Raw genomic sequence first — 24,088 nt, 5'->3', positions numbered from 1 at the left:
GCCGGGAGCGCCTGCCAAACGTCCCAGGGAGATCGGCCGGGCCCATGCTGACCTATATCATCAGGCGCATCCTGATCCTCATTCCGATGGCCTTTGCCATCTGCTTCCTCGTCTATCTGGGCCTCGAACTGACGCCGGGAGACGCGGTCTCCCACATGATCAATCCCGACAGCGCCGGCTCCATGGATCCTGCCCAGCTGGAGGCGCTGCGCCAGTCGCTGGGACTGGGCCAGCCTTTCCATGTCCGGTTCTGGGCCTGGTTCACCAATTTGATGCAGGGCAATTTCGGCTACTCGATGAGCGGCGGGGTGCCGATCGCCTCGATCATCGCGACGCGCCTGCCCGCCACCCTCGAACTGGCGGCGGTGGCGCTGGTGTTTTCCACCCTCGTGGGCAGCCTTCTGGGCGTGCTCAGTGCCCTCAAGCGCGGCTCCAAGACCGACAGCGCGCTGACCGTGGTGGGCATGCTGGGGGTCTCGATCCCCGAATTCTTCTTCGGCCTCGTCGCCATCTGGGTGTTTGCGCTCAATCTGGGTTGGTTCCCGGTGGGTGGCCGCTCGATGCCGGGCTATGTGACCTTCTGGGACCGGCTGCCGCATCTCGTGATGCCGGCCATGGTGCTCTCAATCATGCTGACGGCCGGGGTGATGCGCTATGCGCGCTCCTCCATGCTCGATGCGCTGAGCCGCGACTTCATCAAGACGGCGCGCTCCAAGGGGCTGCCCGAATGGCGGGTCAACCTTTTGCACGGGTTCCGCGTGGCTCTGACCCCGGTGGTGGTGCTGATCGGGTTTCGCCTGCCGGTGCTGATCGGGGGTTCGGTGATCATCGAGCAGGTGTTCCAGTGGCCCGGCATCGGCAATGAATTCATCTCGGCCGTGCGCTCGCAGGATTATCCGGTGGTGATGACCATCGCGCTGCTCTCGGTGATGGCGGTGCTCCTGGCAAGCCTCATCGTCGATGTGCTGACGGCGGTCATCGATCCGCGCGTGAGGCTGGGAGACTAGGCCATGTCCATCAACCAGACTCCCACCGACCAGACCCGCATCCACACCCCCGCGCCGCGCCGCCGCACCCGGCTCGACGCCCAGTTCGACCGCATCCGCGCCCGCGAGGAGGCGGGGCTGGCGCGCTCCGGCAGCGGCTCGCGCGCGGTGCGCAAATTCTTGAACAACCGCCTCGCAGTGTTCGGGCTCGTGGTGTTTTCGATCATCCTCCTCGCCTCGATCCTCGCGCCCATCCTCACCCCCTACGATCCCAACCGCATCAACCTGCGCGCCATCCTGCAGCCGCCCTCCTGGGAGCACTGGTTCGGCACCGACCGCACGGGACGCGATCTCTTCGCGCGGGTGCTCTATGGCGGGCGCATCTCCATCCTCGTGGGGCTGGGCAGTGCGCTGCTCGCCGCCATCATCGGGGTGCTGATCGGGGTCTATTCGGGCTATGTCGGGGGCTGGCTCGATGCGCTGGCCATGCGCGTCTCAGAAATCGTCATGGCCTTCCCCCAGATCATCCTCGTGCTGCTGCTGGTGTCGATCCTGGGGCAGTCGCTGGTCAACCTGATGCTGATCTTCACCCTCACCGGATGGGCCGGCATCTACCGCATGGCGCGGGCCCGCATGCTCAGCATCCGCGAGGAGGAATATGTGCTGGCGCTGCGCAGCTTCGGGCTCTCCCGGCCGCTGATCGCCTACAAGCACATGCTGCCCAACGCGCTGGGCCCGATCATGGTCAACATCACGCTTTCGACCGCAGCCTTCATCCTGCAGGAGGCCGGGCTGAGCTTTCTCGGGCTCGGGGTGCCGCTCTCGATCCCCACCTGGGGCAATATCCTCAACGTGGCGCAGGATATCCGCGTGCTGCAGACGGCATGGTGGATCTGGCTGCCGGTGGGCGCGGTGATCTCGCTCTTCGTCCTGTCGGTCAACTTCATCGGCGATGGCCTGCGCGACGCCACCGATCCGAGCCAGCAGGGATAGGCCGATGACCCGGGAAACAACCATGCCCGATACAAGCGACGTCGCGATCTCGGTGCGCGGGCTCAAGACGTTCTTTTACACCAACAACCGCTGCAACAAGGCGCTCAACGGGGTCTCCTTCGAGATCAGGAAGGGCAAGACGCTCTGCATCGTGGGGGAAAGCGGTTGCGGCAAATCGGTGACCGCCGCCTCGATCATGCAGCTCCTGCCCACCCTCTCACGCATCGAGGAGGGGGAGATCGTCTATCATTCCGAGCGCGGCGACATCGCCCTGCATGCGCTCGAAAAGAACGGACGGCAGATGCGGCGGATCCGCGGCGGGGAGATCGCGATGATCTTCCAGGACCCGATGACGGCGCTGAACCCGGTCTATTCGATCGGCTTCCAGATCAAGGAAAGCCTCAGATACCATATGCGGATGGTGGGGCGCCGGGCCCATGAGAAGGCCGTCTCGCTGTTGCGCGAGATGGGCATCGCCCTGCCCGAAAAGCGCGTCAACGACTTTCCCCATCGCTATTCGGGGGGCATGCGGCAGCGCGCCATGATCGCCATGGCCATGGCGTGCAACCCCAAGGTGCTGATCGCCGACGAACCGACCACCGCGCTCGACGTGACCATCCAGGCGCAGATCTTTGCGCTCATGGACAGGCTCAAGCGCGAGCACGGCACCGGCATCATGCTCATCACCCACGACATGGGCGTGGTGGCCGAACTCGCCGACGACGTGGCGGTAATGTATATGGGCAATATCGTGGAGGCGGGCACGGTGGACGACGTGCTGCGCCGCCCCACCCACCCCTATACCAAGGCACTGCTCGCCTCCGTGCCGGTGCTGGGCAAGGGGAAGAACCAGGACATCAAGGCGATCCGTGGAGCCACCCCCGACCCGCTCAACCGGCCCAAGGGGTGCCAGTTCGCCGACCGCTGCGACTTCGCCATCGCCCAATGCCAGCAGATGCCGCCCGAAACCGCGATCAGCGCCAGCCATCGTGTCATGTGCTGGCGCTACAAGGAGCTCGTGCCCCATGGCTGAAACGCAGGACGTCATCCTCAGGCTGCGCGGGGTCAAGGCGCATTTTCCCGTCAAGGCCGGCGTCTTCAAGCGCACGGTGGGCCATGTGCGCGCCGTCGACGGCATCGATATCGACGTCTATCGCGGCGAGGTGCTGGGGCTCGTGGGCGAGAGCGGCTGCGGCAAGACAACGCTGGGCAAGGCGATCCTGCAACTGGTGCGCCCCACCGCCGGGGAGATCGTCTATCGCTCGCCCGAGGCGGAGGAAACCGACCTCACCGGGCTCGACCATGACGGGCTCACCCCCTTCCGCAAGCGCCTCCAGATCGTCTTCCAGGACCCGCAATCCTCGCTCAATCCCGCCTTCACCATCTTCGGCTCGCTCGAGGACCCGCTGAAGAAATATGGCGTCCGATCGCGCGAGGAGCGGCGCAAGATCATCGGGGACCTGCTCGAGGCGGTGAACATGCGGCGCGAATACATGGACCGCTATCCGCACGAGTTTTCGGGCGGCCAGCGCCAGCGCATCGGCATTGCGCGCGCGCTCAGCATCGAGCCCGAGCTCATCGTCTGCGACGAGGCGGTGTCGGCGCTCGACGTGTCGATCCAGGCGCAGGTGCTGCAATTGCTGATGAAGCTCAAGGCCGAGCGGGGCCTCACCTATATCTTCATCACCCATGACCTCAGCGTCACCGAATATATCTGCGACCGGGTGGCGGTGATGTATCTGGGCAAGGTGGTGGAGCTGTGCCGCTCCGAGGACCTCTTTGCCAAGAGCCTCCACCCCTATACCGAGGCACTGCTCTCGGCCATTCCGGTGGCCGATCTGGACAAGAAGAGCGCCCGCATCGTGCTCGAGGGCGACGTGCCGAGCCCGGTCGACCCGCCCCCCGGCTGCCCCTTCCACCCCCGGTGCCGCTACGCCAAGGATGTGTGCCGCACAGTGGTGCCCCCGCTCAAGCGCTACCAGGTGGACGGGCAGGAGCATTTCGCCGCCTGCCATCTCATCGACCTGCCCGAGGCCGCCCCGGCCCCCGCGCAGATCCCCACCCAGACCCAGACCCATACCTTTACCCAGACCAAAGCCTGACCCTTTCAACCCGGAGCCCAAAGTGTCCGCTCGCAAACTGTCCGAGATCAGGGGCGTGCTGCCCGCGCTCGTCACGCCCTTTGACGAAAATGAAGACTTCGACGCAGGCCGCATGCGCAAGGTCGTCGATTTCCTCGTCGAGCGGGGGGTGGACGGGCTCTATGTCACCGGCAGCACCGGGGAAGCCTTCATGATGTCGCCCGACGAGCGCAAAGAGGTGCTCGAGGTGGTCATCGATCAGGTGGCGGGCCGGGTGCCGGTGATCGCCCATGTGGGGGCGATCAGCACGCATCACTCGATCGAACTGGCGCGCCATGCCGAGCGGACCGGGGCCGACGCGCTCTCGTCGGTGCCGCCCTTCTACTGGGGCTTCTCGCAGGACCAGATCCTGGCCTATTACACCGACATCACGGCGGCCACGGGGCTGCCCATGTGCGCCTACAACGTGCCGCTGGCCGGGCTTTTCGGCTTCGACATGATCAAGCGGCTGGCCGAGATCCCCGGGGTGGAGGGGATCAAATATACCGCCTCGACCCATCACGACATCATGCGCATCAAGGCCGAGATCGGGCCCGACTTCATCCTCTATTCGGGTGCCGACGAGATGGCGATGTCGGGCCTCGCCTTCGGGGCGGACGGGCTCATCGGCAGCTTCTACAACGCCATTCCCGAAATCTTCCTCGCCATCTACGCAGCGATGCAGGCGGGCGACCTCGAACGGGCCAAGGCGCTGCAGGAAACCGGCAATGCCGTGATCTTCTTTGCGCTCAGCCGCAACCCAATGGCCGCGATCAAGCGGATGATGGCCTGGCAAGGTGCCGATGCCGGCTTCTGCCGCCGCCCGATGACCAATTTCACCCCCGAGACCGAAGCCGCCCTCAAGGCCGATTTCCGCGCCTTTGCCGCCGAGCGCGGCCTCAAGGGGCTGAGGCTGCTCGAGACGATGAACGGCTGAACCCGCACGGATGGGGGGACGCAGATGGCGAGGATGAACCCAGCCGGACCCAAGGGCACCTGGGCCTCGCTGCTGTTGCCCATCGGTGAGGATGACGCGATCGACTTCGCCCGGCTCGCCGACGGCATCGCGGCGCTGATCGCTACAGGGGTCGACGGCATCTATTCGAACGGGACGGCCGGGGAGTTCTACGCCCAGACCGAGGCCGAATTCGACGCGATCCAGGGGCTGCTGGCCGCGGCCTGCCAGCGGGCAGGCATGGCCTTCGTCATCGGGGCCTGCCACAGCGACCCGGTGGTGCAGATGGCCCGCATCCGCCGCGCGGCGGCGCTTTCGCCCCTCGCCATCCAGGTCATCCTGCCCGACTGGTGGCCGGTGACCAATGGCGAGGCGCGCGCCTTCATCGAGCGGGCGAGCGACGCGGCAGGGCCGGTGCCGCTCGTGCTCTACAACCCGCCCCATGCCAAGCGTGTGCTGGGACCGGCCGATCTTGCCGAGGTGACGCGCGCTACAGGGGTGGTGGCGGCCAAGCTGACGCTCCAGGGCACCGACTTTTATGCTGAGGCCCGCCGGCATCTGAGCCATCTGGGCGTCTTCGTGCCCGGCCATCACCTTGCGACCGGGCGCGCAGAAGGGGTGGCGGCGGGGGCCTTTTCAAACATCGCCTGCCTCAACCCCTTGGGCGCCATGGCCTGGCAGGAGATGATGGACATAGATATCACGGCGGGGCTCGCCCTCGAGACGCGCATCAGGGCCTTCATCTCGGGACATATCCTGCCCTATGCCGAGCGCGGCTTTTCCAATGCGGCGCTCGACAAGCTCCTCGCCAGGATCGGGGGCTGGGCCGATATCGGCACCCGGCTTCGGGCGCCCTATGCCTCGATCCCCGACGATGACGCACTCGCCCTGCGCCCGGTGGCGATGGCGATGATCCCCGAGATCATGGCGTCCTGAGGCCGGCCGCGTCGGCGCGGGCGGCATCGACGAGGGCGCGGGCCGTGTCGTGAAACAGGGCCTCGCGCTGGCGCGTGTCGAGCCCGATGCGGCGCGCGCCGCGCTTCATGGCGCGCAATTGCTCGTAGCGGATATAGGTCATGCGCGGGTCGCAATGGCCGAGCGCAAGCTGGTGGTTGGTTTCCGAGAGGAAGGACCAGGCATAGCCGAAGCTGACATATTTGCCGCGCATCGGCCCGATCATGTCGTCGCTGCCATACATGACGCGATCGGCTCCGACCCCGGTGTAGAGCGCATCGAGCGCATCGGCCTCGCACACGGTCGAGGTGTCGTACCAGACATTGGGCAGGCCCCTGAGGCTCGCAGCCGCCTTTTCGATGGCCCAGGCCGAATAGGAGCGGGCGCAATGGGCCAGGATCCAGCGCACGCGCGGATAGGCTTCGCTCAGGCGCCTTATGTCGGCGATGTTGGCAGGGTCCGAGACGGCGAGGCGCTTGGAAAGGTGCATCATGACGATGAGGCCGTGCCGGTCGGCGAGCGCGATCTGGTGCTCGGGCAGGAAATCGGTGATCGCCGCCTCGGCCCGGTCGGGCGCGGTGGCATAGACGAGATAGGGCTTGAGCCCGATCGCCCCGGTGCGGCGCAGGGTTGCGAGGATCTCGGCCTCGTCCATGCCGGGATGGACGAGCATCAGGCTGGCCGAGGCGCGGCTCTCCCGGACCTGCCCGGCCACATAATCGTTGGACGCCGAAAAGTCGCAGGCGCCCGCGAACGGAAACGGGAAGGCGAGCCGCTCCACCTGCCGCCCGGGCAACAGAGCCGCCTCGATGGCATCGGCCAAGGCGGTCGTGACTTCCGGAAACCAGCGCCCGATGCTTCCGGCATAAGGGCCGGTGTCGCGATCGGGATCGAGGTTGAAGGCCCAGCGATAGATGTGGGTGTGTACATCGAACACGCGGGCGGGGACGAAGTCCTCGAGCTCCTCGGCCCAGATGCGCCGGTCGAGATCGGTGGGGGTGAAATCATACATCGCTCGGGCTCCCGCAACGCTTGAACTATCATGTTACACTGATAACAATATAATCAAGAGCGATGGGGGAGGATGAGGATGGGCACGGGACAGGCGCTGTGGAAGCGGGCAAAAAAGGTCATTCCGGGCGGCAACATGCTGCTCTCGAAGCGCCCCGAAATGTTCCTGCCCGAACTCTGGCCGGCCTATTTCAGCAAGGCCAAGGGCTGCCGCGTCTGGGACCTCGATGGGCGCGAACTCATCGACATGACCATCATGGGGGTGGGCGCCAATACGCTGGGCTATGGCGACGAACGCGTCGACCGGGCGGTGCTCGACACGGTGGCGGCGGGCAACATGTCGACCCTCAACGCGCCCGAAGAAGTGGCGCTGGCCGAACGGCTGGTGGCGCTGCACCCCTGGGCGGACATGGCCCGGTTCGCGCGCACCGGGGGCGAGGCCAATGCCGTGGCGATCCGCATCGCGCGCGCCGCCTCGGGCCGCGACGGCGTCGCCATCTGCGGCTATCATGGCTGGCACGACTGGTACCTGGCCTCCAATCTGGGCGCCGATGACAGCCTTGCCGGCCATCTTCTGCCGGGGCTCGACCCCGCCGGCGTGCCCAAGGACCTGCGCGGCACCACCACGCCCTTCGCCTTCAACGACATTCCGGCGCTCGAGGCGCTGATCGCGACCGGCAGGATCGGCGTGATCATGATGGAGGTGGCGCGCAGTTTCGACCCCTCGCCGGCCTTTCTCCAGGCGGTGCGGGACCTGGCGAGCCGCCACGGCATCGTGCTGATCTTTGATGAATGCACCTCGGGCTTCCGCCAGAGCCAGGGCGGGCTGCACCTGCTCTATGGGGTGGAGCCCGACATGGCCAGTTTCGGCAAGGCGCTGGGCAATGGCTATGCGGTGACGGCGGTGATCGGGCGGCGCGAGGTGATGGAAGCGGCGCAGAACAGCTTCATCAGCAGCACCTTCTGGACCGAGCGCATCGGTTCGGCGGCGGCCCTCGCAACCCTCGATGCGATGGCGGAGGACCGCTCCTGGGAGGTGATCACGGCGACCGGGACCGAGATCACCCGGCGCTGGCGGGAACTGGCTGCGGCCCATGGGCTTTCGATCACCACCTCCGGCCTGCCCGCCCTCACCGGCTTTGCCTTCGCCGGGCCCAACGGGCTCGCCTACAAGACGCTGATCAGCCAGGAAATGCTCGAAAAGGGCTATCTTGCCGCAACCAGCATCTATACCGCCACCGCGCACAGCCCCGATGTGGTCGATGCCTATTTCGAGGCGCTCGATCCGGTCTTCGGGCTCATCGCCCAGTGCGAGGACGGCCGCGATGTCACAACCCTGCTGCGCGGCCCCGTCTGCCATTCCGGATTCAAGCGCGTGAATTAAAGCGTTTCACCGTTTCAACGCCCCGAGGATTTCTGCTGATGACGCAAACGCTGATCGCCCGCCCGCTCGATGCCGAGGCGCTTTCTCCCCATGTCACGCTTTTGCGCGCCGAGGACGGCAAGGCCCGGGTGGTGCCCGAGGTGATGGGCCATGACGAGAGCGCCGGCGCCCATGCCTTCACCCTTCTCTGCCCCAAGCCGGTGGATGGGCCGGTGCGCATCGCCGCGCTCGAGCGGCACATGCATTCGACCCAGACCTTCGTGCCCATCGTGGCGGGCCGCTGGCTCGTGGTGATCGCCCCCGACGCGGCCGATGGCACGCCCGATATCGCGCGCGCCAGGGCCTTCGTCGCCGGGCGTGAGGATGCGATCACCATTGCACGCACGGTCTGGCATGCCGGGCTGACGGTGCTCGACAGGCCGGCGCAGTTCGGCATGATCATGTGGAAAGCCGAGCGCGGGGACGATGGCGAAGTCTTCACCCTCCCCGCACCGGTCGCGATCGAGGTCTGACCGCTCAGTCGACCACGGCGAAATCATCGGCATAGATGCCGACCGAAACGACGCCATCGGCGGTGACCGAGCCGCGATACATGCCCTCGGTATTGTGCGGCAGGGCGATGCGGCCCGCCCCGTCGATGGCGATGAGGCCCGCCCCGCAGCCATCCTCGGTCAGGTCGGCGATGGCGGCAGCGGTGGCGGCCTCGAGGCTCTCGCCGCGATAGCGGATGCGGGCCGCGATGTCGTGCGAAGTGCCGCGGCGGATGAAGAACTCGCCCATGCCGGTGCACGACACCGCCACGACGCCATTGGCGGCATAGGTGCCCGCTCCGATGATCGGGGTATCGCCCACACGCCCGGCGCGCTTGTAGGTGTAGCCACCGGTAGAGGTAGCCGCCGCGAGATTGCCGTGATCGTCGAACGCCACCGCGCCGACGGTGCCGTGCTTTTCGGCCTCGCTGCGCTCACGCTTCAAGAGCCCGGCCTGCTCCTCCTGCGCCCTCAGCCAGTGCTGCTGGCGCAGGGGAGTGGTGAAATAGGCCTGCTCGACCATCTCCAGCCCCTGTTCGCGCGCAAAGGCATCGGCGCCGGCGGCCGAGAGCAGCACGCAGTCGCTCGCCTCCATCACCCGGCGCGCGGCGCGCACGGGGTTACGGATGGCGCGGGCCGAGGCGATGGCGCCGGCCCGGCGATCGCGCCCATCCATGATGGCGGCATCGAGCTCGTGGTCGCCGGCGGCATTGAGCACGGCGCCATGCCCGGCATTGAAGCTCGGATGATTTTCAAGCGCGACGACCGCGGCCTCGACCGCATCGACGGCGAGCCCGCCCTTGGACAGCACCGCCCAGCCGGCGCGGAGCGCGTCGCGCAGGCCATCGCGGGCGGCCTTGTAGCTTTCGGGCGTGAAATTGGCGCGCGGAATGGTGCCGGCGCCTCCATGGATGGCAAGACTGGCCACGATCATTCCCCTTGGGTGTAGCGGGCGGTGAGATGGGCGAGATAGGGCGCGATCTCGAGCGGCCGGCCGGTAACGCGCGTCAGCAATTCGTCGCGCGAGAAGCGCCGGCCATGCTGCCAGACCGCCTCGCGCAGCCAGCCCGCGAGCGGGGCATAGTCCCCGGCCTCTGTCGCGGCGATGATCTGGGGCGCGGTGCTGCGTGCGGTTTCCATGAGCTGGGCCGCCGTGATGTTGCCGATTGTGTAGGTGGGGAACGAGCCCAGATACCCCACCGACCAGTGGATATCCTGGAGGCATCCGCTGAGATCGTCGGGCACGTCGAGCCCGAGGTCGCGCTTCATGGCGGCGTTCCAGGCGCCCGGCAGATCGGCGACGGAGAGGCTGCCATCGAGAAGCGCCTGTTCGAGTTCGACGCGCAGCATGATGTGAAAATCATAGCTCATCTCGTCGGATTCGACCCGGGTGAGGCCGGGCGAGACGCGCGTGATGCCGCGAAAAAACTCCTCGGGGGAGACATCGTCGTAAATGCCCGGGATATCGGCGCGCAGATCCTCAATGTGGCGCTGCCAGAAGGCGCGGCTGCGGCCCACATGGTTCTCCCACAGCCGGGACTGGGATTCATGGGCGCCAAAGCTCGTGCCGCCCACCGCATAGAGCCCGATGAGGTCGGTGGCGAGCACCGAGCGGGTGTAGGCCGGATCGATGTTCTGCTCGTAAAGCCCGTGGCCGGTTTCGTGCAGCGTGCCGAAAAGCGCCATGGGCATGAAAGTTTCGCGATAGCGCGTGGTGAGCCGCACATCGTTGCGGGTGAAGGACACCTCGAAGGGATGCACCGAGATGTCGAGCCGGCCGCGCCCGGGATCGAAGGTGAAAGCCTCCGAGATGCGGGCCGCGAACTTGCGCTGCAGATCGGGCGGCACAGCGCGGAAGAGGAAGTCGCTGCGCGGGGCGGGCCGGGCGGTGGCTGCCGCATAGATCGGCTTCAGTCCCTCGCGCAGGGCGCCGAACAGGGTGGAGAGGCTGCGCGCCGTCTCGCCCGGCTCATAGAGCCCCACCAGCGCATCATAGGGATGCTCCTGCCAGCCGATGGCATCGGCATAGAGCCGCGACAGCCGCAGCATCTCGGCCAGATGCGGGGCAAAGACGGAAAAGTCGTTGGCCTTGCGCGCCGAGATCCAGGCGTCATTGGCCACGGAATGCTGGGCGGCGCGCGCCTTGACCAGATCGCCCGGGACGCGGGTGTGGAAATCGATGGCTTCGAGCGCCTGCGTGACGGCGCGGCGCTCGGGCGCCGTCTCGGGTAGATGCGCGGTTTCCTCGGCGGCGGCGGCGGCAAGCGCGCGGCTTTCGCTCGAGACGATGAGATCGCGGGCGAGCTCTGTCAGGGTGCCGATCTGCTCGGCGCGCGTGGCGCTGGCCTTTGCCGGCATCATGGTGCGCGCATCCCAGTTGAGGATGTTGACGGCGTTGAGCACGTCGTTGACCGCACCGAAACGGGCGGCGAAACGGTCGTAATGGGGAAGCGTAGACGTCATCGGATCAGGCTCCTGTGCCGCCATCGTAAAGGTGGCAAGCGACGATTCCAGGGGTATCGGCACCCGGCTTGAGGAGGGGCCGCTCGCTTGCGCAGCGCGGGCCGGCAAAGGGACAGCGCGGATGGAAGGCGCAGCCGGGCGGTGGGTTGAGCGGAGAGGGAATTTCGCCCGCCACCGCCGAAAAGGCCCCCCGCCCCGCCCCGAGCTTGGGCACGCTGTCGAGCAGCGCCCGCGTATAGGGATGGGCCGGACGATCAAACAGCGGCACCGTATCGGCCAATTCGACGATGCGCCCCAGATACATGATGGCGACCCGATCCGAAACGTGGCGCACCACGCCCAGATCATGGCTGATGAACAGGGCCGTCAGCCCCAGATCCTGGCGCAGATCGAGGAAGAGGTTGAGCACCTGCGCCTGGATCGAGACGTCGAGGGAGGCCACCGGCTCGTCGAGCACGAGGAGGTCGGGGCGCATGGCGAGGGCCCGCGCAATGGCGACGCGCTGGCGCTGGCCGCCCGAGAACTGGTGCGGGAAGCGGCGGCGCGTGGAGGGATCGAGCCCGACGCGCGAAAGCATGTCGGCGACATAGCCGTCGGCTTCGGCAGCGCTGACGAGCTTGTGGTAGACCGGGCCCTCGGCGACGGTATCGGCGACCCGCATGCGGGGATCGAGGCTCGAAAAGGGATCCTGATGCACCATCTGCACCCGGGTGGTGAGCTTGCGGATGCCCTTGCCGGCAGGCTCGGCGATGGGCTTGCCATCGATGGCGACGCTACCGGCGCTCGGCGCATAGATGCCCGAGACCATGCGCCCCAGCGTGGACTTGCCGCAGCCCGATTCGCCCACGAGGCCCACGACTTCGCCGCGCGCGACCGATAGGCTGACATCGGTGACTGCATGAACGGTGCGGGTGCGATCGGGTCCGCCCAGTGCCTGGGCGATACGGTCGCCCATATTGGGCGGGGTGACGAAGCGCTTGGAGACATCGGTGATCGACAGCAGCGGCGTGATCATGGCCGAGCCTCCCCGATGGGATGATGGCACCTGACCATGGTGTCGCCGATGGGGGCGAGGGGCGGCATCATGCGGCAGATTTCGGTGGCGCGCGGGCAGCGCGGCCGGAACGCGCAGCCTTCGGGCAGAGCCCCGAGCGAGGGCGTGCTGCCCCCGATCTGCGCCAGCCGCGCGCCGCGCTCGGCCTGGCTGGGCACCGAGGCCATGAGCCCGGCCGTATAGGGGTGGCGCGGATGGGCGAGAACGGCCTCGGTCGCCCCCGATTCCACGATGCGCCCGGCATACATCACCGCCACATCGTCGGCGAGCGAGGAGACCACGGCAAGATCGTGCGTGACCCAGACGAAGGCGGTGCCCATCTGGTCGGCGAGCCGGCGCACCTCGGCCAGGATCTGGCTCTGGATCGAGACGTCGAGCGCGGTGGTGGGTTCGTCGGCGATGATGACGGCCGGCTGGTGCAGGAGCGCGATCGCGATGGCGACGCGCTGCCGCATGCCGCCCGAGAGGTGATGGGGATAGGCATCGAGCCGCTCGGCCGGCGCCGGAATGCCGACAAGCGCCAAGGCGTCGCGAGCCCGCTCGCGCGCCAAGGCGGTCGAGACCCTGTCATGGGCCTTGATGGCGGCGACCATCTGCGTGCCGATCCTGAGGACCGGATTGAGGGTCATCATCGGATCCTGGAAGATCATCGAGACGACGGCGCCCCGCATCCTGCGCATCGCCTCGCCATCGAGGGCGGCAAGATCGGTGCCGTTGAGCACAATGCGGCCACCCACGATCTTTCCGGGCGCATCGACGAGCCGCAGGATCGAATAGCCGGTGACCGACTTGCCCGAGCCCGATTCCCCCACGAGCCCGAGAATGCGGCCCTTGCGGACGGAAAACGACACCCCGTCGACCGCCTTGAGCACGCCGTTGCGGGTGAAGAAATGCGTCTGCAGCTCTTGGACCGAAAGCACCACGTCGCTCATTGGCCGCGCCTCGGATTGAGCACGTGGCGCACCTGATCGGCCACGAGGTTGATCGAGACGATGGTGATGACGAGCGCAATGCCGGGATAGACCGAGATCCAGAACCGGCCCGAGAGCAGGTACTGGAAGCCATTGGCGATCAGCGCGCCCAGCGAGGGCTGGGTGAGCGGCAGCCCGAGCCCGAGAAAGGACAGCGTCGCCTCGAGCGCGATCGCGCTCGCCACCTGCACGGTGGCCACCACGATGAGCGGGGGCAGCGAATTGGGCAGGAGGTGGCGCAGGAGGATGATATGGGCAGGCAACGGAGTGGCGATGGCGGCCTCGATATAGTCCTTGTCGCGCTCGGCACTGGCCGAGCCGTGGATGGTGCGGGCGAAATAGGCGTATTGGGCAACCACCAGCGCCGTCACCAATTGCCAGAGCCCCTGCCCCAGCATGGCCGTGAGGACCAGCGCCAAAAGGATCGCGGGCATCGAGAGCTGCAGATCGACCACGCGCATGATCAGCGCCTCGACCCGCCCACCACGATAGGCCGCGACGAGCCCGATGGTCATGCCGATGACAAGGGCCAGAAGGCCGGCCAGCAGCCCGATCATCAGCGAGATGCGCAGGCCGTAAAATATGGCCGAGAGCAGGTCGCGCCCGGCCGCATCGGTGCCCAGCACATGCACATAGCCGCCCGAGCCGACGGTGCCGGGGCGCAGGCGGGAATCGAACAGGTCGAGCCGCGCCAGGTCGTAAGGGTCCTGCGGCGAGAGCAGCGGCGCGAAGATCGCGACAAAGATGATGGCGGCAATGACCAGAAGCGAGACCACCGCCACCTTGCTCTCGGCAAAGTCGCGCCAGAAATCCCCGAGCCGGCTGGCCCAGGTCTCGGCCTTGATGTCGTCGACCTTGGTATCCCCGATGGTGCTCATGCCGCGCGCCTCGCGCGGATGCGGGGATCGAGCACCCCATAGAGCAGGTCGACGACGAGGTTGATGATGACGAACAACAGGACCACCAGGATGAGATAGGCCACCATCACCGGGCGATCGAGCACCATGATGGAATCGATGATGAGCTTGCCCACGCCGGGCCAGTTGAAGATGGTTTCGGTCACCACCGCGAAGGCGAGGGTGGAGCCGAATTCGAGCCCGAAGACGGTGACGATGGGGATGGCGATGTTCTTGAGCACATGCAGCCCCACAACCTTGCTCTCCTTGAGCCCCTGGGCGCGCGCGAAGCGCACATAGTCAGAGCTCATCGCCTCGAGCGTGCCGGCGCGGGCGAGGCGGATCAGCAGCCCCAGATTGAACAGCGCCAGGTTGAAGGCGGGCAGGATGATGTAGCTCCACCCCGCCGGGGTGACGAAGGACAGCGGGATGCCGAGAATGTCGCTGGTCGGTCCGCGCCCGCCCGAAGGCAGCCAGTGCAGCTGGACGGCAAAGGTCATGACGAGCAGAAGCCCGACCCAGAAGGTGGGCAGCGAAAAGCCCAGGATCGATAGCGCCATGATGGCCTTGGAGGAAAAAGCGCGCGGGCGGTAGCCGGCCCAGATGCCCAGCGGAATGCCGATGACAGAGGCGATCAGCATCGCGCCCAGCGCCAGCTCGAACGTGGCCGGCAGGCGCGAGAAGATGAGGTCGAGCACCGGCACGCGGTAAACGAAGGACTGGCCGAAATCGCCCTGCAGCACATTGCCCACGAAGACGAAATACTGCTCCCACAGCGGCCGGTCGAAGCCATATTGCCGGATGAGGGTGTCGCGGATCTGCTGGGTGGCGGCCGGATCGATCATGACGTCGATGGGATTGCCAATGGCATAGACGCCAAGGAACACGAGGATCGACATCACCACGACCACGATGACGGCCTGGAAGACGCGCTGAATGAAAAAGCCCAGCATGGATGGCCCGGCGGTTGCGACCTGAAGCGTTCGCCGGCTCGATGAACCCGCGCGGCGCTCCAGATCTTTGTCTCGTCGCGTTTCCCGCTTCTGCGGGACGCGCCTTTAGGGAGGCGAAGGCTCGAAAGAGACTGCCCGGCCTTAGAGCCGGGCAGTCGGGTCGTGTTACTGGCCGACCGGGGTGATCAGCTGGGCCAGGGTCTCCTGATCGACGCGCGGCTCGAAGGTCAGCGTGTCGGCCTTGGCGGCCCAGACCGTCTGGATGATGACGGTCGGGATCAGCACCCGGTCGTTCATCGAGAGCTCGGTGACCTGGGTGTAGAGCGCACGGCGCTTGTCGTCGTCGAGCGTGCGGGCGCCTTCCTCGAGCAGGGCATCGATCTCGGGGTTGGAGTAGCCGGACTTGTTGAAGGCCCCCAGACCCTTTTCGGGATCGGCGGTGTGGACCAGCGAGCCATAGGTGTAGGAGGCTTCACCCGTCAGCGTGCCCCAGCCCGAGAGCCAGAGGCTATACTCGCCGGCCTGCTGGGCCGGGAAGAATACGGTGCCGTTGAGCGCGTTGGCGTTGACCTTGAGCCCGGCGCGGGCCCACATCTGCGACAGCGCCTCGCACACCGCCGCATCGCCGGGCAGGCGATTGTTGGTGCAGGCGAAATCGATCTCGAAGCCGTTGGGATAGCCGGCCTCGGCGAGCAGCGCCTTGGCGCGTTCGAGATCATATTCCCGCTCGGGCAGCGCAGTGGACCCGCCAAAGAAGGTGGCGGGCATCAGCTGGTTGGCCGGCTTGCCCAGGCCCTCGAGCACGACCTGCGAAAGGATGTCGCGATTGATGGCGAGGTCCATCGCCTCGCGCACGCGCAGGTCCTGGAACGGGTTCTCGGCGATCTCGGCGCCATTGACCTTGGCCTTGACCGGCAGCTCATCCTTCACATTGGGCGTGATGTTGAGGATGTAGACGCTGTCGGAGATGAAGGTGTCGAGGCGCGGATCGTTCTGCATGCCGGCATAGTCGGTGGCCGGCACGTAGTTGATGAGGTCGACTTCGCCCGACTGCAGGGCCGCGACGCGCGAGGCATCATTCGGGATTTCCTTGCGGACGACGTTCTCCCAGGCCGGAGCCTCGCCCCAGTAGTCTTCGTTGCGCACCAGCACCAGGTCGCCCTTGGGCTCCCAGGAGACGAACTTGTAGGGCCCGGTGCCGATGGCGGCGGTGCCGGCGTTGAACTCCTCATTGCCGACCGTGCCGATCTCGGAGGAGACCACGAAGAGGCGGATGAAGTCGTTGGGCAGGGTCGCGGCCGTGCCCTTGGTGTGCACATGCACGGTATAGTCGTCGATGACCTCAACCGACTCCACCGATTTGGTATAGATGGTCATGCTCATCGGACCGGTCACCTGCGGGATGCGGTCGATGGAGAACTTGACGTCCTCTGCGGTGAGGTCGGACCCGTCGTGAAACTTGACGCCTTCGCGGATCTTGAATTCCCAGGTGTTCTCGTCCACCGCCGTCCAGGAGGTGGCAAGGCCCGGCTGCAATTGCAGGTCCTTGTCGACGGCCACCACCGTATCGAAGATGTGGCGCAGCGATTCCGCCTGGCTGCCGAGGGTCGACCAATGCGGATCGATGGAGTCGGGACCGGCCCGCACGCCGATCGTCAGGTCCTGTGCCAGCGCCTGGGCCGAAAGGCTGGTCGCGCCGATGAGCGCGATGGTCACGGCACGAATGACATTTTTCCGAGAAAGCATGAGGCAATCCCCCTTGATTACGAAATGCGCCTGTTCAATCTTGTTATGGGTGACCAGAACGTCGCCCTGCAAACGGAGCTAATTTAAAACGCCATGTCAAGCGCTCCGGCGATGGAACTGGACCAGAAACCCAGAAAACGTTCTAAATCGATAGAACGTGTTGAGAGTGAGCAGATCCTCGACAAGCTCGTGGCGGGGCTGGACCGGGCCTTGCCGGTGCCCCTCGGCGTACAGTTGCGCGGCCTCATCCAGTACGGCATCGCGCTCGGGGACCTGCCGGCCGGCATGCGCCTGCCGCCCGTGCGCGAGCTGGCCGAGCGCGCCGGCGTGGCCCCGATGACGGTGGTGGGGGTCTATGCCGAGCTCAAGCAGCAAAAGCTGATCGCGGCGCGCGGCAGCGCCGGCACCTTCGTGGCCGAAACCGACAGCCTGCCCCCCGAGATCGATTTGGAAAAGCTCAACCCGGCCATCGATGCGCTGCTTTTGATGGGCAAGCGGCTCGGGGTCGATGCGGCGGGCATCGCGAGCCTCGTCACGGCGCGGGCGAGCCATCTGCGCTTTCGCGCCCATAACGGGCTCTCGATCGTGCTGGTGGGGCTCTTCAGCCAGGCGACGGCGGACTATGCCGACCATATCAGGCCGCATCTGCCCGCAACCGACCGGCTGGACTGGGTGACCATCGAGGCGCTCAAGGCGGCCGGCGGGCTGCCCGAGGCCGATATCGTTCTGACCCTCGCCAACCGCCGCGCCGAGGTGGAGGCGCTGGTGGGCCGCGACATCCCGGTCCTGGGGCTGAGCTTCATTCCCTCCGAGCAGACGCGCACCCGGCTTGCCGGGCTCGACCCCAGCACGCGCATCGGCATCGTCTCGATCTTTCCCGAATTCATGGCGCTGATGAAGCCCGGCGTGATGCGCTTCAGCCCGCATGTGGCGAGCACCGAGGTGACCATGGTGGACGCGCCCGACCTCGAGGCCTTTATCGCCAAGGTCGACGTGCTGGTCTATGCCACCGGCCTCGACTGGCTCGCGGGCAAGGTCGGGCCACACCAGCAGGCCTTCGAATACCGGCACGAGCCGGCGCTCGGCTTCATCGAAACCCATGTGCTGCCCCTGCTCGATACGCTGCGCAAAGGCCCGGACGGCAAGCATGGCCGGGGCGGGACGGGTGGCAGGACTTCAGCCGGGCAGAACGCTGCCGGTACGACCAGGACGACCAAGGAGACGACATGAAAATTGCGGACATGAACTGGCTTCAGGTCGAAGAGTACCTGAAGTCGGACGACAGGGCGGTGGTGCCGCTGGGGTCGACCGAGCAGCACGCCTATCTCAGCAATTCCGTCGATTCGATCCTGGCCGAGGCGATCTCGACCGAAGCGGCCGCCCCGCTCGGGGTCGCCGTCTTTCCCGTGCTCGCCTTCGGCATCACGCCCTATTTCGCCAACCATCCCGGCTCGATCTCGCTCAGGATGGACACCTATGGCGCGATCATCACCGACATTCTGGACAGCCTGTGGAGCACCGGGTTCCGCCGCGTGCTGTTCGTCAACGGCCATGGCGGCAACACGCCGGGCCAGACCGCGGCGCTCGAATGGCTCAACGACCATGTCGAGGCGCGCATCCGCTGGCACAATTGGTGGAACGCGCCAAAGACGCTGGCCAAGGTGCATGCAATCGACCCCGTGGCCTCGCACGCCTCCTGGATGGAGAATTTCCCCATCACCCGCCTGCCCAATATCGGCATGCCGGACACGCAGAAGCCGATGGTCGATCTCGACAAGCTCAAGACCATCGCCGCCCCGCTGGTGAAGGATTATCTCGGGGACGGCAATTTCGGCGGCCGCTACCAGCGCACCGATGACGAGATGCAGGCGATCTGGGACGTGGCGATCGCCGAAACGCGGGCACTGATCGAGGATGGCTGGGCATGAGCAACACGATCCTGATCTGGGGCGCCGGGGCCGTCGGCGGCACGCTGGGCGCCTTCATGGCGCGGGCCGGCGAGGATGTGCTGCTGGTCGATGTGGTGCCCGAGCATGTCGAGGCGATCAACGCCCATGGGCTCACCATCGAGGGCCCGGTGGAAAGTTTCACCCAGCCGATGCGCGCGGTGGGGCCGGCCGATCTCAAGGGCCAGTTCAAGACGGTGATCCTCGCGGTCAAGGCGCTGCATACCGAGGCGGCGACGCAGGCGCTGCTGCCGCATCTGGCCCTCGACGGCGTCGTGGTCTCGGCCCAGAACGGGCTCAACGAACTCACCATCGGCGGGATTGTCGGGGCCGAGCGCACCATCGGGTGCTTCGTCAATTTCGGGGCCGACTGGCTCGGGCCCGGCCGCATCCTTCTGGGCAATCGCGGCAAGGTGGCGATCGGGGAACTCGACGGGGCGACGACCGCGCGCATCCGCGAAATCCACCGGCTGTTCTCGCTCTATGAGCCCGATGCCGAGCTCACCGCCAATATCTGGGGCTATCTCTGGGGCAAGATGGGCTATGGCGGCATGCTGTTTGCCACCGCGCTGACGCCGGCCTCGATGTCGGACAATTTCGCCAGCGCAAAGCACGCAGCCGTCTTCATGGCGCTGGGGCGCGAGGTGATGGCGGTGGCGCGGGCGCGTGGCGTCACCCCGCTCGGGTTCAATGGCTTTGACCCCAAGGCCTTCATGCCCGGGGCGACGGAAGCCGATGCGCTGGTGTCGATCCGCGCCATGGAAGAGCACAACCGCCACACCGCCAAGACCCATTCGGGCGTGTGGCGCGACATTGCGGTGCGCAAGCGCAAGACCGAGGTGGATGCCCAGTTCGGCATCATTGTCGGCCTTGCCGAAGACGTGGGGGTGAAGGTGCCGGTGACGCGCAAGCTCATCGACCTCGTGCACCAGGTTGAAACCGGCCGGCCGCAGGGCTGGGACGTTCTGGATGAGCTTTTGACATCATGCGCATAGATCTTTCGGGCAAACGCGTAGCGGTGACCGGCGCCGCCCAGGGCATCGGCCGCGCCATCGTCGCGGCCATGGCGGAGGCGGGCGCGAGCGTCGCGGCGCTCGATCTCGACGAAACGGGGCTGGAGGCCGCGCGGGCGGCGGGCGCCACCGCGCTCGTGCCGCTCGACCTGTCGCGGCGGGAGGGCGTGCTCGAAGCCTTTGCCGGGCTCGCGGACAGCTTCGGGCCGGTGGACATGCTCGTGACCGCCGCCGGAGGGGTACGCGGGCAGACCGCCCATCCGCTCGAAACCATCGAGGAAGCGCGCTGGCACGAGATTTTCGGGGCCAATGTCGATGCCGCCTTCTGGTGCGCGCAAGCGGTGGCGCCGGGCATGAAGGCGAAGGGCGAGGGTCGCATCGTGACCATCGCCTCGGGCGCCGGGCTCCGCCCCAGCCTCACCGGCATCCAGGCCTACAGCGCCGCAAAGCATGCGCTGGTGGGGCTGACCAAGCAGCTGGCCCTCGAGCTCGGGCCGCATGGCATCACCGTCAACAGCGTGGCGCCCGGCTTCGTGCTCTCGAACCCCGCTACGCAGCGGCAATGGGAGAGCTATGGCGCCGACGGGCAGAAGCGGCTGGTCGAGGCCATCCATATGCGCCGGCTGGGCACGCCCGAGGACATCGCCAATGCCGTGCTCTTTCTCTGTTCGTCGCAGGCCGGCTGGATTTCGGGGCAGATCCTGAGCGTCGATGGCGGACGGGCCTGATCCGTCCCCCAGGCTCTGGAGTACGGCGAAAGGCACTAGAGGCTTAAAAGCGCGGAGAGCTGCTCGCGGAGGTCCCTGCCCTCCTCGCGGGAAAAGATCAGCCGCCCGTCCTTGAGGCGGGCCTTGCCTGCGAGCGCTTTGGCGATCGGGGCAGGTTCGGTGCCGGGTTCGGGCGTCAGGGCGATGCCCAGCGCCCCGGCATCGATCTGGGCGATGCCGAGCGCGCCGGCACGAATGCCAAGGCCGGCAAGGTCGAGAAGCACCTGCGTCGGTTCTGGCAGCGGCCCGAAGCGGTCCTCGAGCTCGCCGGCGAAATCCTCGAGCGCCTCAGGGCTCGCAAGGCGCTGCAGGCGGGCGTAGAGATTGATGCGCACCACCGCCTCGGGCACGTAATCGGGCGGGATCTGGCCTGAAAGCCCGATATTGAGCCGGGGCTGCATGCGGCGGGCCGCAGGCTCGCCCTTGGCCGCGGCCAGCGCCTCTTCGAGCAATTGCTGGTAGAGCGCCGAGCCGATCAGGTGAACATGGCCGGCCTGGTCCTCGCCCAGAAGATCGCCCGCCCCGCGCAGTTCGAGATCGCGCGCGCTGATGTGAAAGCCCGAGCCCAGCCGGTCGAAGGCTTCGAGCGTCGAGAGGCGGGCGCGGGTGCTCTCGGCAAGCGTCTGGTCGGGATCGACGAAGAGATAGACGACGCCCTGGCTGCGCCCGCGCCCCACACGGCCGCGCAGCTGGTGCAGCTGCGACAGCCCGAACCGGTCGGCTCGCCAGACCAGCATGGTATTGGCGCGCGGCACATCGAGACCGCTCTCGATGATATTGGTGGCCAGAAGGATATCGCCCGCGCCATTGGTGAAATCCATCAGCGCCTTGTCGATTGCGCCGGGCTTGAGCCCGCCATGGGCGATGGTGACGGCGAGTTCGGGCACGAGGCGCGCCAGTTCACGCTCGAGGACCGCAATGTCCTCGATGCGCGGCACCACCACGAAGCTCTGCCCGCCGCGGCGGGCCTCGCGCAGCAGCGCAGTGCGCGCCGAGGCGCCGTCGAACGGCGAGAGGAACGTGCGGATCGGCCGGCGCCGGGCCGGCGGGGTTGCGAGCACGCTCACCTCCTGCAACCCCACCAGCGCCGCCTGGAGCGAGCGGGGAATGGGGGTCGCGGTCATCGAGAGGAGGTGGATGCCGGCCGCCATGTCATGGAGCTGCTGCTTGAGCTTTGCGCCAAAGCGCTGTTCCTCGTCGATGATGACGAGGCCCAGTTCGGGCATCTCGACATCGGCAGCGGCAATGGCGTGGGTCGCCACCACGATGCGGATCTGGCCCGTGCGCAGGCCCTCCTTGGTGGCGGCGGTTTCGGCGGCAGTGTTGAGGCGCGAGAGGGTGCCGATGGTGATATCGGTGCCTGCAAAGCGCCGCTCGAAGCTTTGCAGATGCTGGCGTACGAGCACGGTGGTGGGCGCCACCACCGCCACCTGCCGCCCGGCAAGGGCCGCCGCTGCGGCGGCGCGCAGCGCGATCTCGGTCTTGCCGAAGCCGACATCGCCGCACACCAGACGGTTCATCGGATGGCCCGAGGCCAGATCGTCCTGCACAGATGCGATGGCTGCCGCCTGGTCGGGGGTTTCGACATAGGGGAAGCGGGCGGCGAGCCGGTCATAGTCGGCCTTGGGCGGCTTCAGCACAGAGGCCTCGGCGCCGAGCCGCTGCTGGGCCAGTTCGGCGAGCCCGCGGGCGGCCGCCTCGATCTCGACGCTGACCGAGGCGCGTTTTTTTGCCCAGGCATCGGTATTGAGCCGGTCGAGGGTGACCGCATCGGCCTCGGCGCCATAGCGCCAGAGCTTGCCGAAATCGGCGACCGGCACCATCACTTTGGTCTCGCCGTGATAGCCGAGCTGGATCGTATCCTGCACCGCGCCATCGGCCTCCACTGCGCTGAGATCACGCAGGATGCCCACGCCATAATCCTCATGCACCACCACGTCGCCGACCCGCAATTCGAGCGGCGCGATGAGCCCGGAGAGATCGGCCGCCTCGACATGGGCACGGCTGCCCAGCACATCGGCGGCGGCGATCACCACGAGGCCCGAGGCGGTGTCCCTGAAGCCGGCGTCGATGTCGATATCGGCCAGCCAGAGGCCGGGCTCGCCTTCCTGCACAAGGGCTTCGACGGGTCCATCGGCCGTTAGGCCATTGCGCTTGAGGAGGGACTGGAGGCGCCGGCGCTCGGCCTCGGTGCCGCAGAGCACGATGCGGGCACCTTCGGCCGCATCAATGAATTTGGCCAACGCCCGGCCGGGAAAACGTTCGCGCGACCAGGCTGGCAGCGGCTCGAGCCCCTCGGCATCGACGCGGAGCGGCTTTGCCGAGCCTCGCGCGGCCGAAAAGGCGGCAAGGTCGAGATAAAGACCCGACGGATCGGGCACATGCGCATCCCCGAACTGGCGGGCGGTAGCATGGGCCTCGCGGATCTGCTCATCGACGCGCGCCAGCCGCTCATCCACCGGACCGGCAAGGACGAAGCGCGCTTTGGGGAGATAGTCAAAGAGCGTTGCGAGCCCATCGTGATGCTCGGCAAGCCGATGCTCGTCGCCGGGCCGGCGATCATCATGGGGCGCAATGAGCTCGGAGGCCGGTCCGACATCGAGCGCATCGATCTCGCCCAGCGTGCGCTGGGTGCGCGGATCGTAGCGCATCATGGTGACGATGCTGCCTTCTGCATCGCTGATGCGAACCGGCTCGTCGGCATCGGCGGGAAAGATATCGACCACCTGCCCGCGCAGCGCGATCTCGCCCGGCTCGTCGACGCGATCATCGAGCGTATAGCCGCTGGCCAGCGCGAAGGCTTCGAGCGCCTCGCGATCGAGACTGTCGCCGACCTTGAGCGTCAAGAGCGCGTCCCTGACGCTCTTTATGGGCGGCAGCTTCTGGAGAGCCGCCTCGGGAGACAACACGATCACGAGCCCGTCGCTGCCGGATGCAAGGCAGCGGCGCAGCACGCTCATGCGCTTGCCCATGATCTCGCGGGCCGGCGGCGCCCGGTCATAGGGCAGGCAGTCCCAGGCCGGCAGGTAGAGAACGTCGCGCCCCGGCAGGAAGCCGGCAAGGGCGCGCGCGCTCTCCTCGGCGCGCCGCTCGCTCGACACCAGCACGATGGCGCTGCCCTTGCGGGCGAGCGCGCCGGTGGCGAGCCGCAGGGCGAGGCCGGCGGCGGGAGGCTGGCCGCTGCCCCCGCCCGCGCCTTCGGGCTCGCGCGGCAGCCCCACGGGCTCCATGCGGATCGAAAGCGGCGCGCTCGATGTCGGGGTGGTCATGGGCGGTGGGTCTCGAAGAGGGCGTTGAGCCGGGAGGCAGAGGCAAATCAGCTTCCGGGCAAAAGGTTGCGCGCGTG

21 protein-coding genes are annotated in these 24,088 nt (G+C 66.9%); 12 read left to right on the top strand and 9 right to left on the bottom strand.

Features of this window, described 5'->3' with window-relative positions:
* Positions 1 to 44 precede the first annotated feature (44 nt).
* From BT183_RS12995 to BT183_RS12970, 6 genes are read left to right on the top strand one after another with little or no spacing between them, the layout of a single operon-like run.
* Positions 45 to 1,007, top strand: a complete 963-nt coding sequence (locus BT183_RS12995) for an ABC transporter permease (protein WP_072343746.1) — start codon at positions 45 to 47, stop codon at positions 1,005 to 1,007.
* A 3-nt stretch (positions 1,008 to 1,010) separates the two neighbouring features.
* Positions 1,011 to 1,979 (top strand): ABC transporter permease, encoded by a 969-nt coding sequence (locus BT183_RS12990; RefSeq protein ID WP_072343743.1) that lies wholly within the window; start codon positions 1,011 to 1,013, stop codon positions 1,977 to 1,979.
* Between the two features lie 4 nt (positions 1,980 to 1,983).
* Positions 1,984 to 3,012, top strand: coding sequence for an ABC transporter ATP-binding protein (locus BT183_RS12985; protein ID WP_210185472.1), 1,029 nt, complete (start codon positions 1,984 to 1,986; stop codon positions 3,010 to 3,012).
* A complete protein-coding gene (locus tag BT183_RS12980; protein WP_072343737.1) occupies positions 3,005 to 4,081 on the top strand; it encodes an ABC transporter ATP-binding protein in 1,077 nt (358 codons plus the stop codon). Before BT183_RS12985 ends, BT183_RS12980 begins: the two co-directional genes overlap by 8 nt.
* Before the next feature lie 22 nt (positions 4,082 to 4,103).
* Positions 4,104 to 5,036: a dihydrodipicolinate synthase family protein gene (locus BT183_RS12975; protein WP_072343735.1), complete on the top strand. Its 933-nt coding sequence runs from the start codon at positions 4,104 to 4,106 to the stop codon at positions 5,034 to 5,036.
* Between the two features lie 33 nt (positions 5,037 to 5,069).
* A complete protein-coding gene (locus BT183_RS12970) occupies positions 5,070 to 5,990 on the top strand; it encodes a dihydrodipicolinate synthase family protein (protein WP_072343732.1) in 921 nt (306 codons plus the stop codon).
* Here the strand turns inward: BT183_RS12970 and BT183_RS12965 are convergent.
* Positions 5,977 to 7,020 (bottom strand): amidohydrolase family protein, encoded by a 1,044-nt coding sequence (locus tag BT183_RS12965; RefSeq protein WP_072343730.1) that lies wholly within the window; start codon positions 7,018 to 7,020, stop codon positions 5,977 to 5,979. The two genes, BT183_RS12970 and BT183_RS12965, sit on opposite strands and share 14 nt — an antisense overlap.
* Positions 7,021 to 7,098: 78 nt before the next feature.
* Here BT183_RS12965 and BT183_RS12960 point away from each other — a divergent pair, with 78 nt between their 5' ends.
* Both BT183_RS12960 and BT183_RS12955 read left to right on the top strand, forming a co-directional pair.
* Positions 7,099 to 8,403, top strand: a complete 1,305-nt coding sequence (locus tag BT183_RS12960) for an aminotransferase class III-fold pyridoxal phosphate-dependent enzyme (protein WP_072343727.1) — start codon at positions 7,099 to 7,101, stop codon at positions 8,401 to 8,403.
* 38 nt (positions 8,404 to 8,441) lie between these two features.
* Positions 8,442 to 8,915, top strand: coding sequence for an ureidoglycolate lyase (locus tag BT183_RS12955; protein WP_072343725.1), 474 nt, complete (start codon positions 8,442 to 8,444; stop codon positions 8,913 to 8,915).
* Positions 8,916 to 8,919: 4 nt separating this feature from the next.
* Here the strand turns inward: BT183_RS12955 and BT183_RS12950 are convergent, their stop codons facing one another.
* The 7 genes from BT183_RS12950 to BT183_RS12920 form a co-directional block, all read right to left on the bottom strand.
* Complete coding sequence (locus tag BT183_RS12950) at positions 8,920 to 9,867, bottom strand: isoaspartyl peptidase/L-asparaginase family protein (RefSeq protein ID WP_072343722.1); 948 nt, start codon at positions 9,865 to 9,867, stop codon at positions 8,920 to 8,922.
* Positions 9,864 to 11,396 carry a carboxypeptidase M32 gene (locus BT183_RS12945; RefSeq protein ID WP_072344741.1) on the bottom strand — a complete coding sequence of 511 codons (1,533 nt, stop codon included), beginning with the start codon at positions 11,394 to 11,396 and terminating at the stop codon, positions 9,864 to 9,866. Before BT183_RS12945 ends, BT183_RS12950 begins: the two co-directional genes overlap by 4 nt.
* A 4-nt stretch (positions 11,397 to 11,400) precedes the next feature.
* Positions 11,401 to 12,411, bottom strand: a complete 1,011-nt coding sequence (locus tag BT183_RS12940) for an ABC transporter ATP-binding protein (protein WP_072343720.1) — start codon at positions 12,409 to 12,411, stop codon at positions 11,401 to 11,403.
* Positions 12,408 to 13,382, bottom strand: coding sequence for an ABC transporter ATP-binding protein (locus BT183_RS12935; protein ID WP_072343717.1), 975 nt, complete (start codon positions 13,380 to 13,382; stop codon positions 12,408 to 12,410). The genes BT183_RS12940 and BT183_RS12935 overlap by 4 nt, the downstream gene beginning before the upstream one ends.
* Positions 13,379 to 14,299: an ABC transporter permease gene (locus BT183_RS12930; RefSeq protein ID WP_072343715.1), complete on the bottom strand. Its 921-nt coding sequence runs from the start codon at positions 14,297 to 14,299 to the stop codon at positions 13,379 to 13,381. Before BT183_RS12930 ends, BT183_RS12935 begins: the two co-directional genes overlap by 4 nt.
* The gene (locus tag BT183_RS12925) at positions 14,296 to 15,270 is read right to left on the bottom strand and encodes an ABC transporter permease (protein ID WP_072343712.1); all 975 of its coding nucleotides are present in this window, start codon (positions 15,268 to 15,270) and stop codon (positions 14,296 to 14,298) included. Before BT183_RS12925 ends, BT183_RS12930 begins: the two co-directional genes overlap by 4 nt.
* 165 nt (positions 15,271 to 15,435) lie before the next feature.
* Complete coding sequence (locus BT183_RS12920) at positions 15,436 to 17,016, bottom strand: ABC transporter substrate-binding protein (RefSeq protein ID WP_072344738.1); 1,581 nt, start codon at positions 17,014 to 17,016, stop codon at positions 15,436 to 15,438.
* A gap of 216 nt (positions 17,017 to 17,232) precedes the next feature.
* Here BT183_RS12920 and BT183_RS12915 point away from each other — a divergent pair, with 216 nt between their 5' ends.
* From BT183_RS12915 to BT183_RS12900, 4 genes are read left to right on the top strand one after another with little or no spacing between them, the layout of a single operon-like run.
* Positions 17,233 to 18,246 (top strand): GntR family transcriptional regulator, encoded by a 1,014-nt coding sequence (locus BT183_RS12915; RefSeq protein ID WP_244545350.1) that lies wholly within the window; start codon positions 17,233 to 17,235, stop codon positions 18,244 to 18,246.
* A complete protein-coding gene (locus tag BT183_RS12910) occupies positions 18,243 to 18,944 on the top strand; it encodes a creatininase family protein (protein ID WP_072343709.1) in 702 nt (233 codons plus the stop codon). Before BT183_RS12915 ends, BT183_RS12910 begins: the two co-directional genes overlap by 4 nt.
* Complete coding sequence (locus BT183_RS12905; protein WP_072343708.1) at positions 18,941 to 19,957, top strand: ketopantoate reductase family protein; 1,017 nt, start codon at positions 18,941 to 18,943, stop codon at positions 19,955 to 19,957. The genes BT183_RS12910 and BT183_RS12905 overlap by 4 nt, the downstream gene beginning before the upstream one ends.
* Positions 19,948 to 20,703, top strand: a complete 756-nt coding sequence (locus BT183_RS12900; RefSeq protein WP_072343706.1) for an SDR family NAD(P)-dependent oxidoreductase — start codon at positions 19,948 to 19,950, stop codon at positions 20,701 to 20,703. The genes BT183_RS12905 and BT183_RS12900 overlap by 10 nt, the downstream gene beginning before the upstream one ends.
* Before the next feature lie 35 nt (positions 20,704 to 20,738).
* Here the strand turns inward: BT183_RS12900 and BT183_RS12895 are convergent, their stop codons facing one another.
* Positions 20,739 to 24,011: a DEAD/DEAH box helicase gene (locus tag BT183_RS12895; protein WP_072343703.1), complete on the bottom strand. Its 3,273-nt coding sequence runs from the start codon at positions 24,009 to 24,011 to the stop codon at positions 20,739 to 20,741.
* Positions 24,012 to 24,088: the final 77 nt, after the last annotated feature.

It is taken from the genome of Devosia enhydra (assembly GCF_900119845.1).
In the GTDB taxonomy this organism is placed as follows: domain Bacteria; phylum Pseudomonadota; class Alphaproteobacteria; order Rhizobiales; family Devosiaceae; genus FPKU01.
This window is presented reverse-complemented; position numbering and strand designations above follow the sequence as displayed.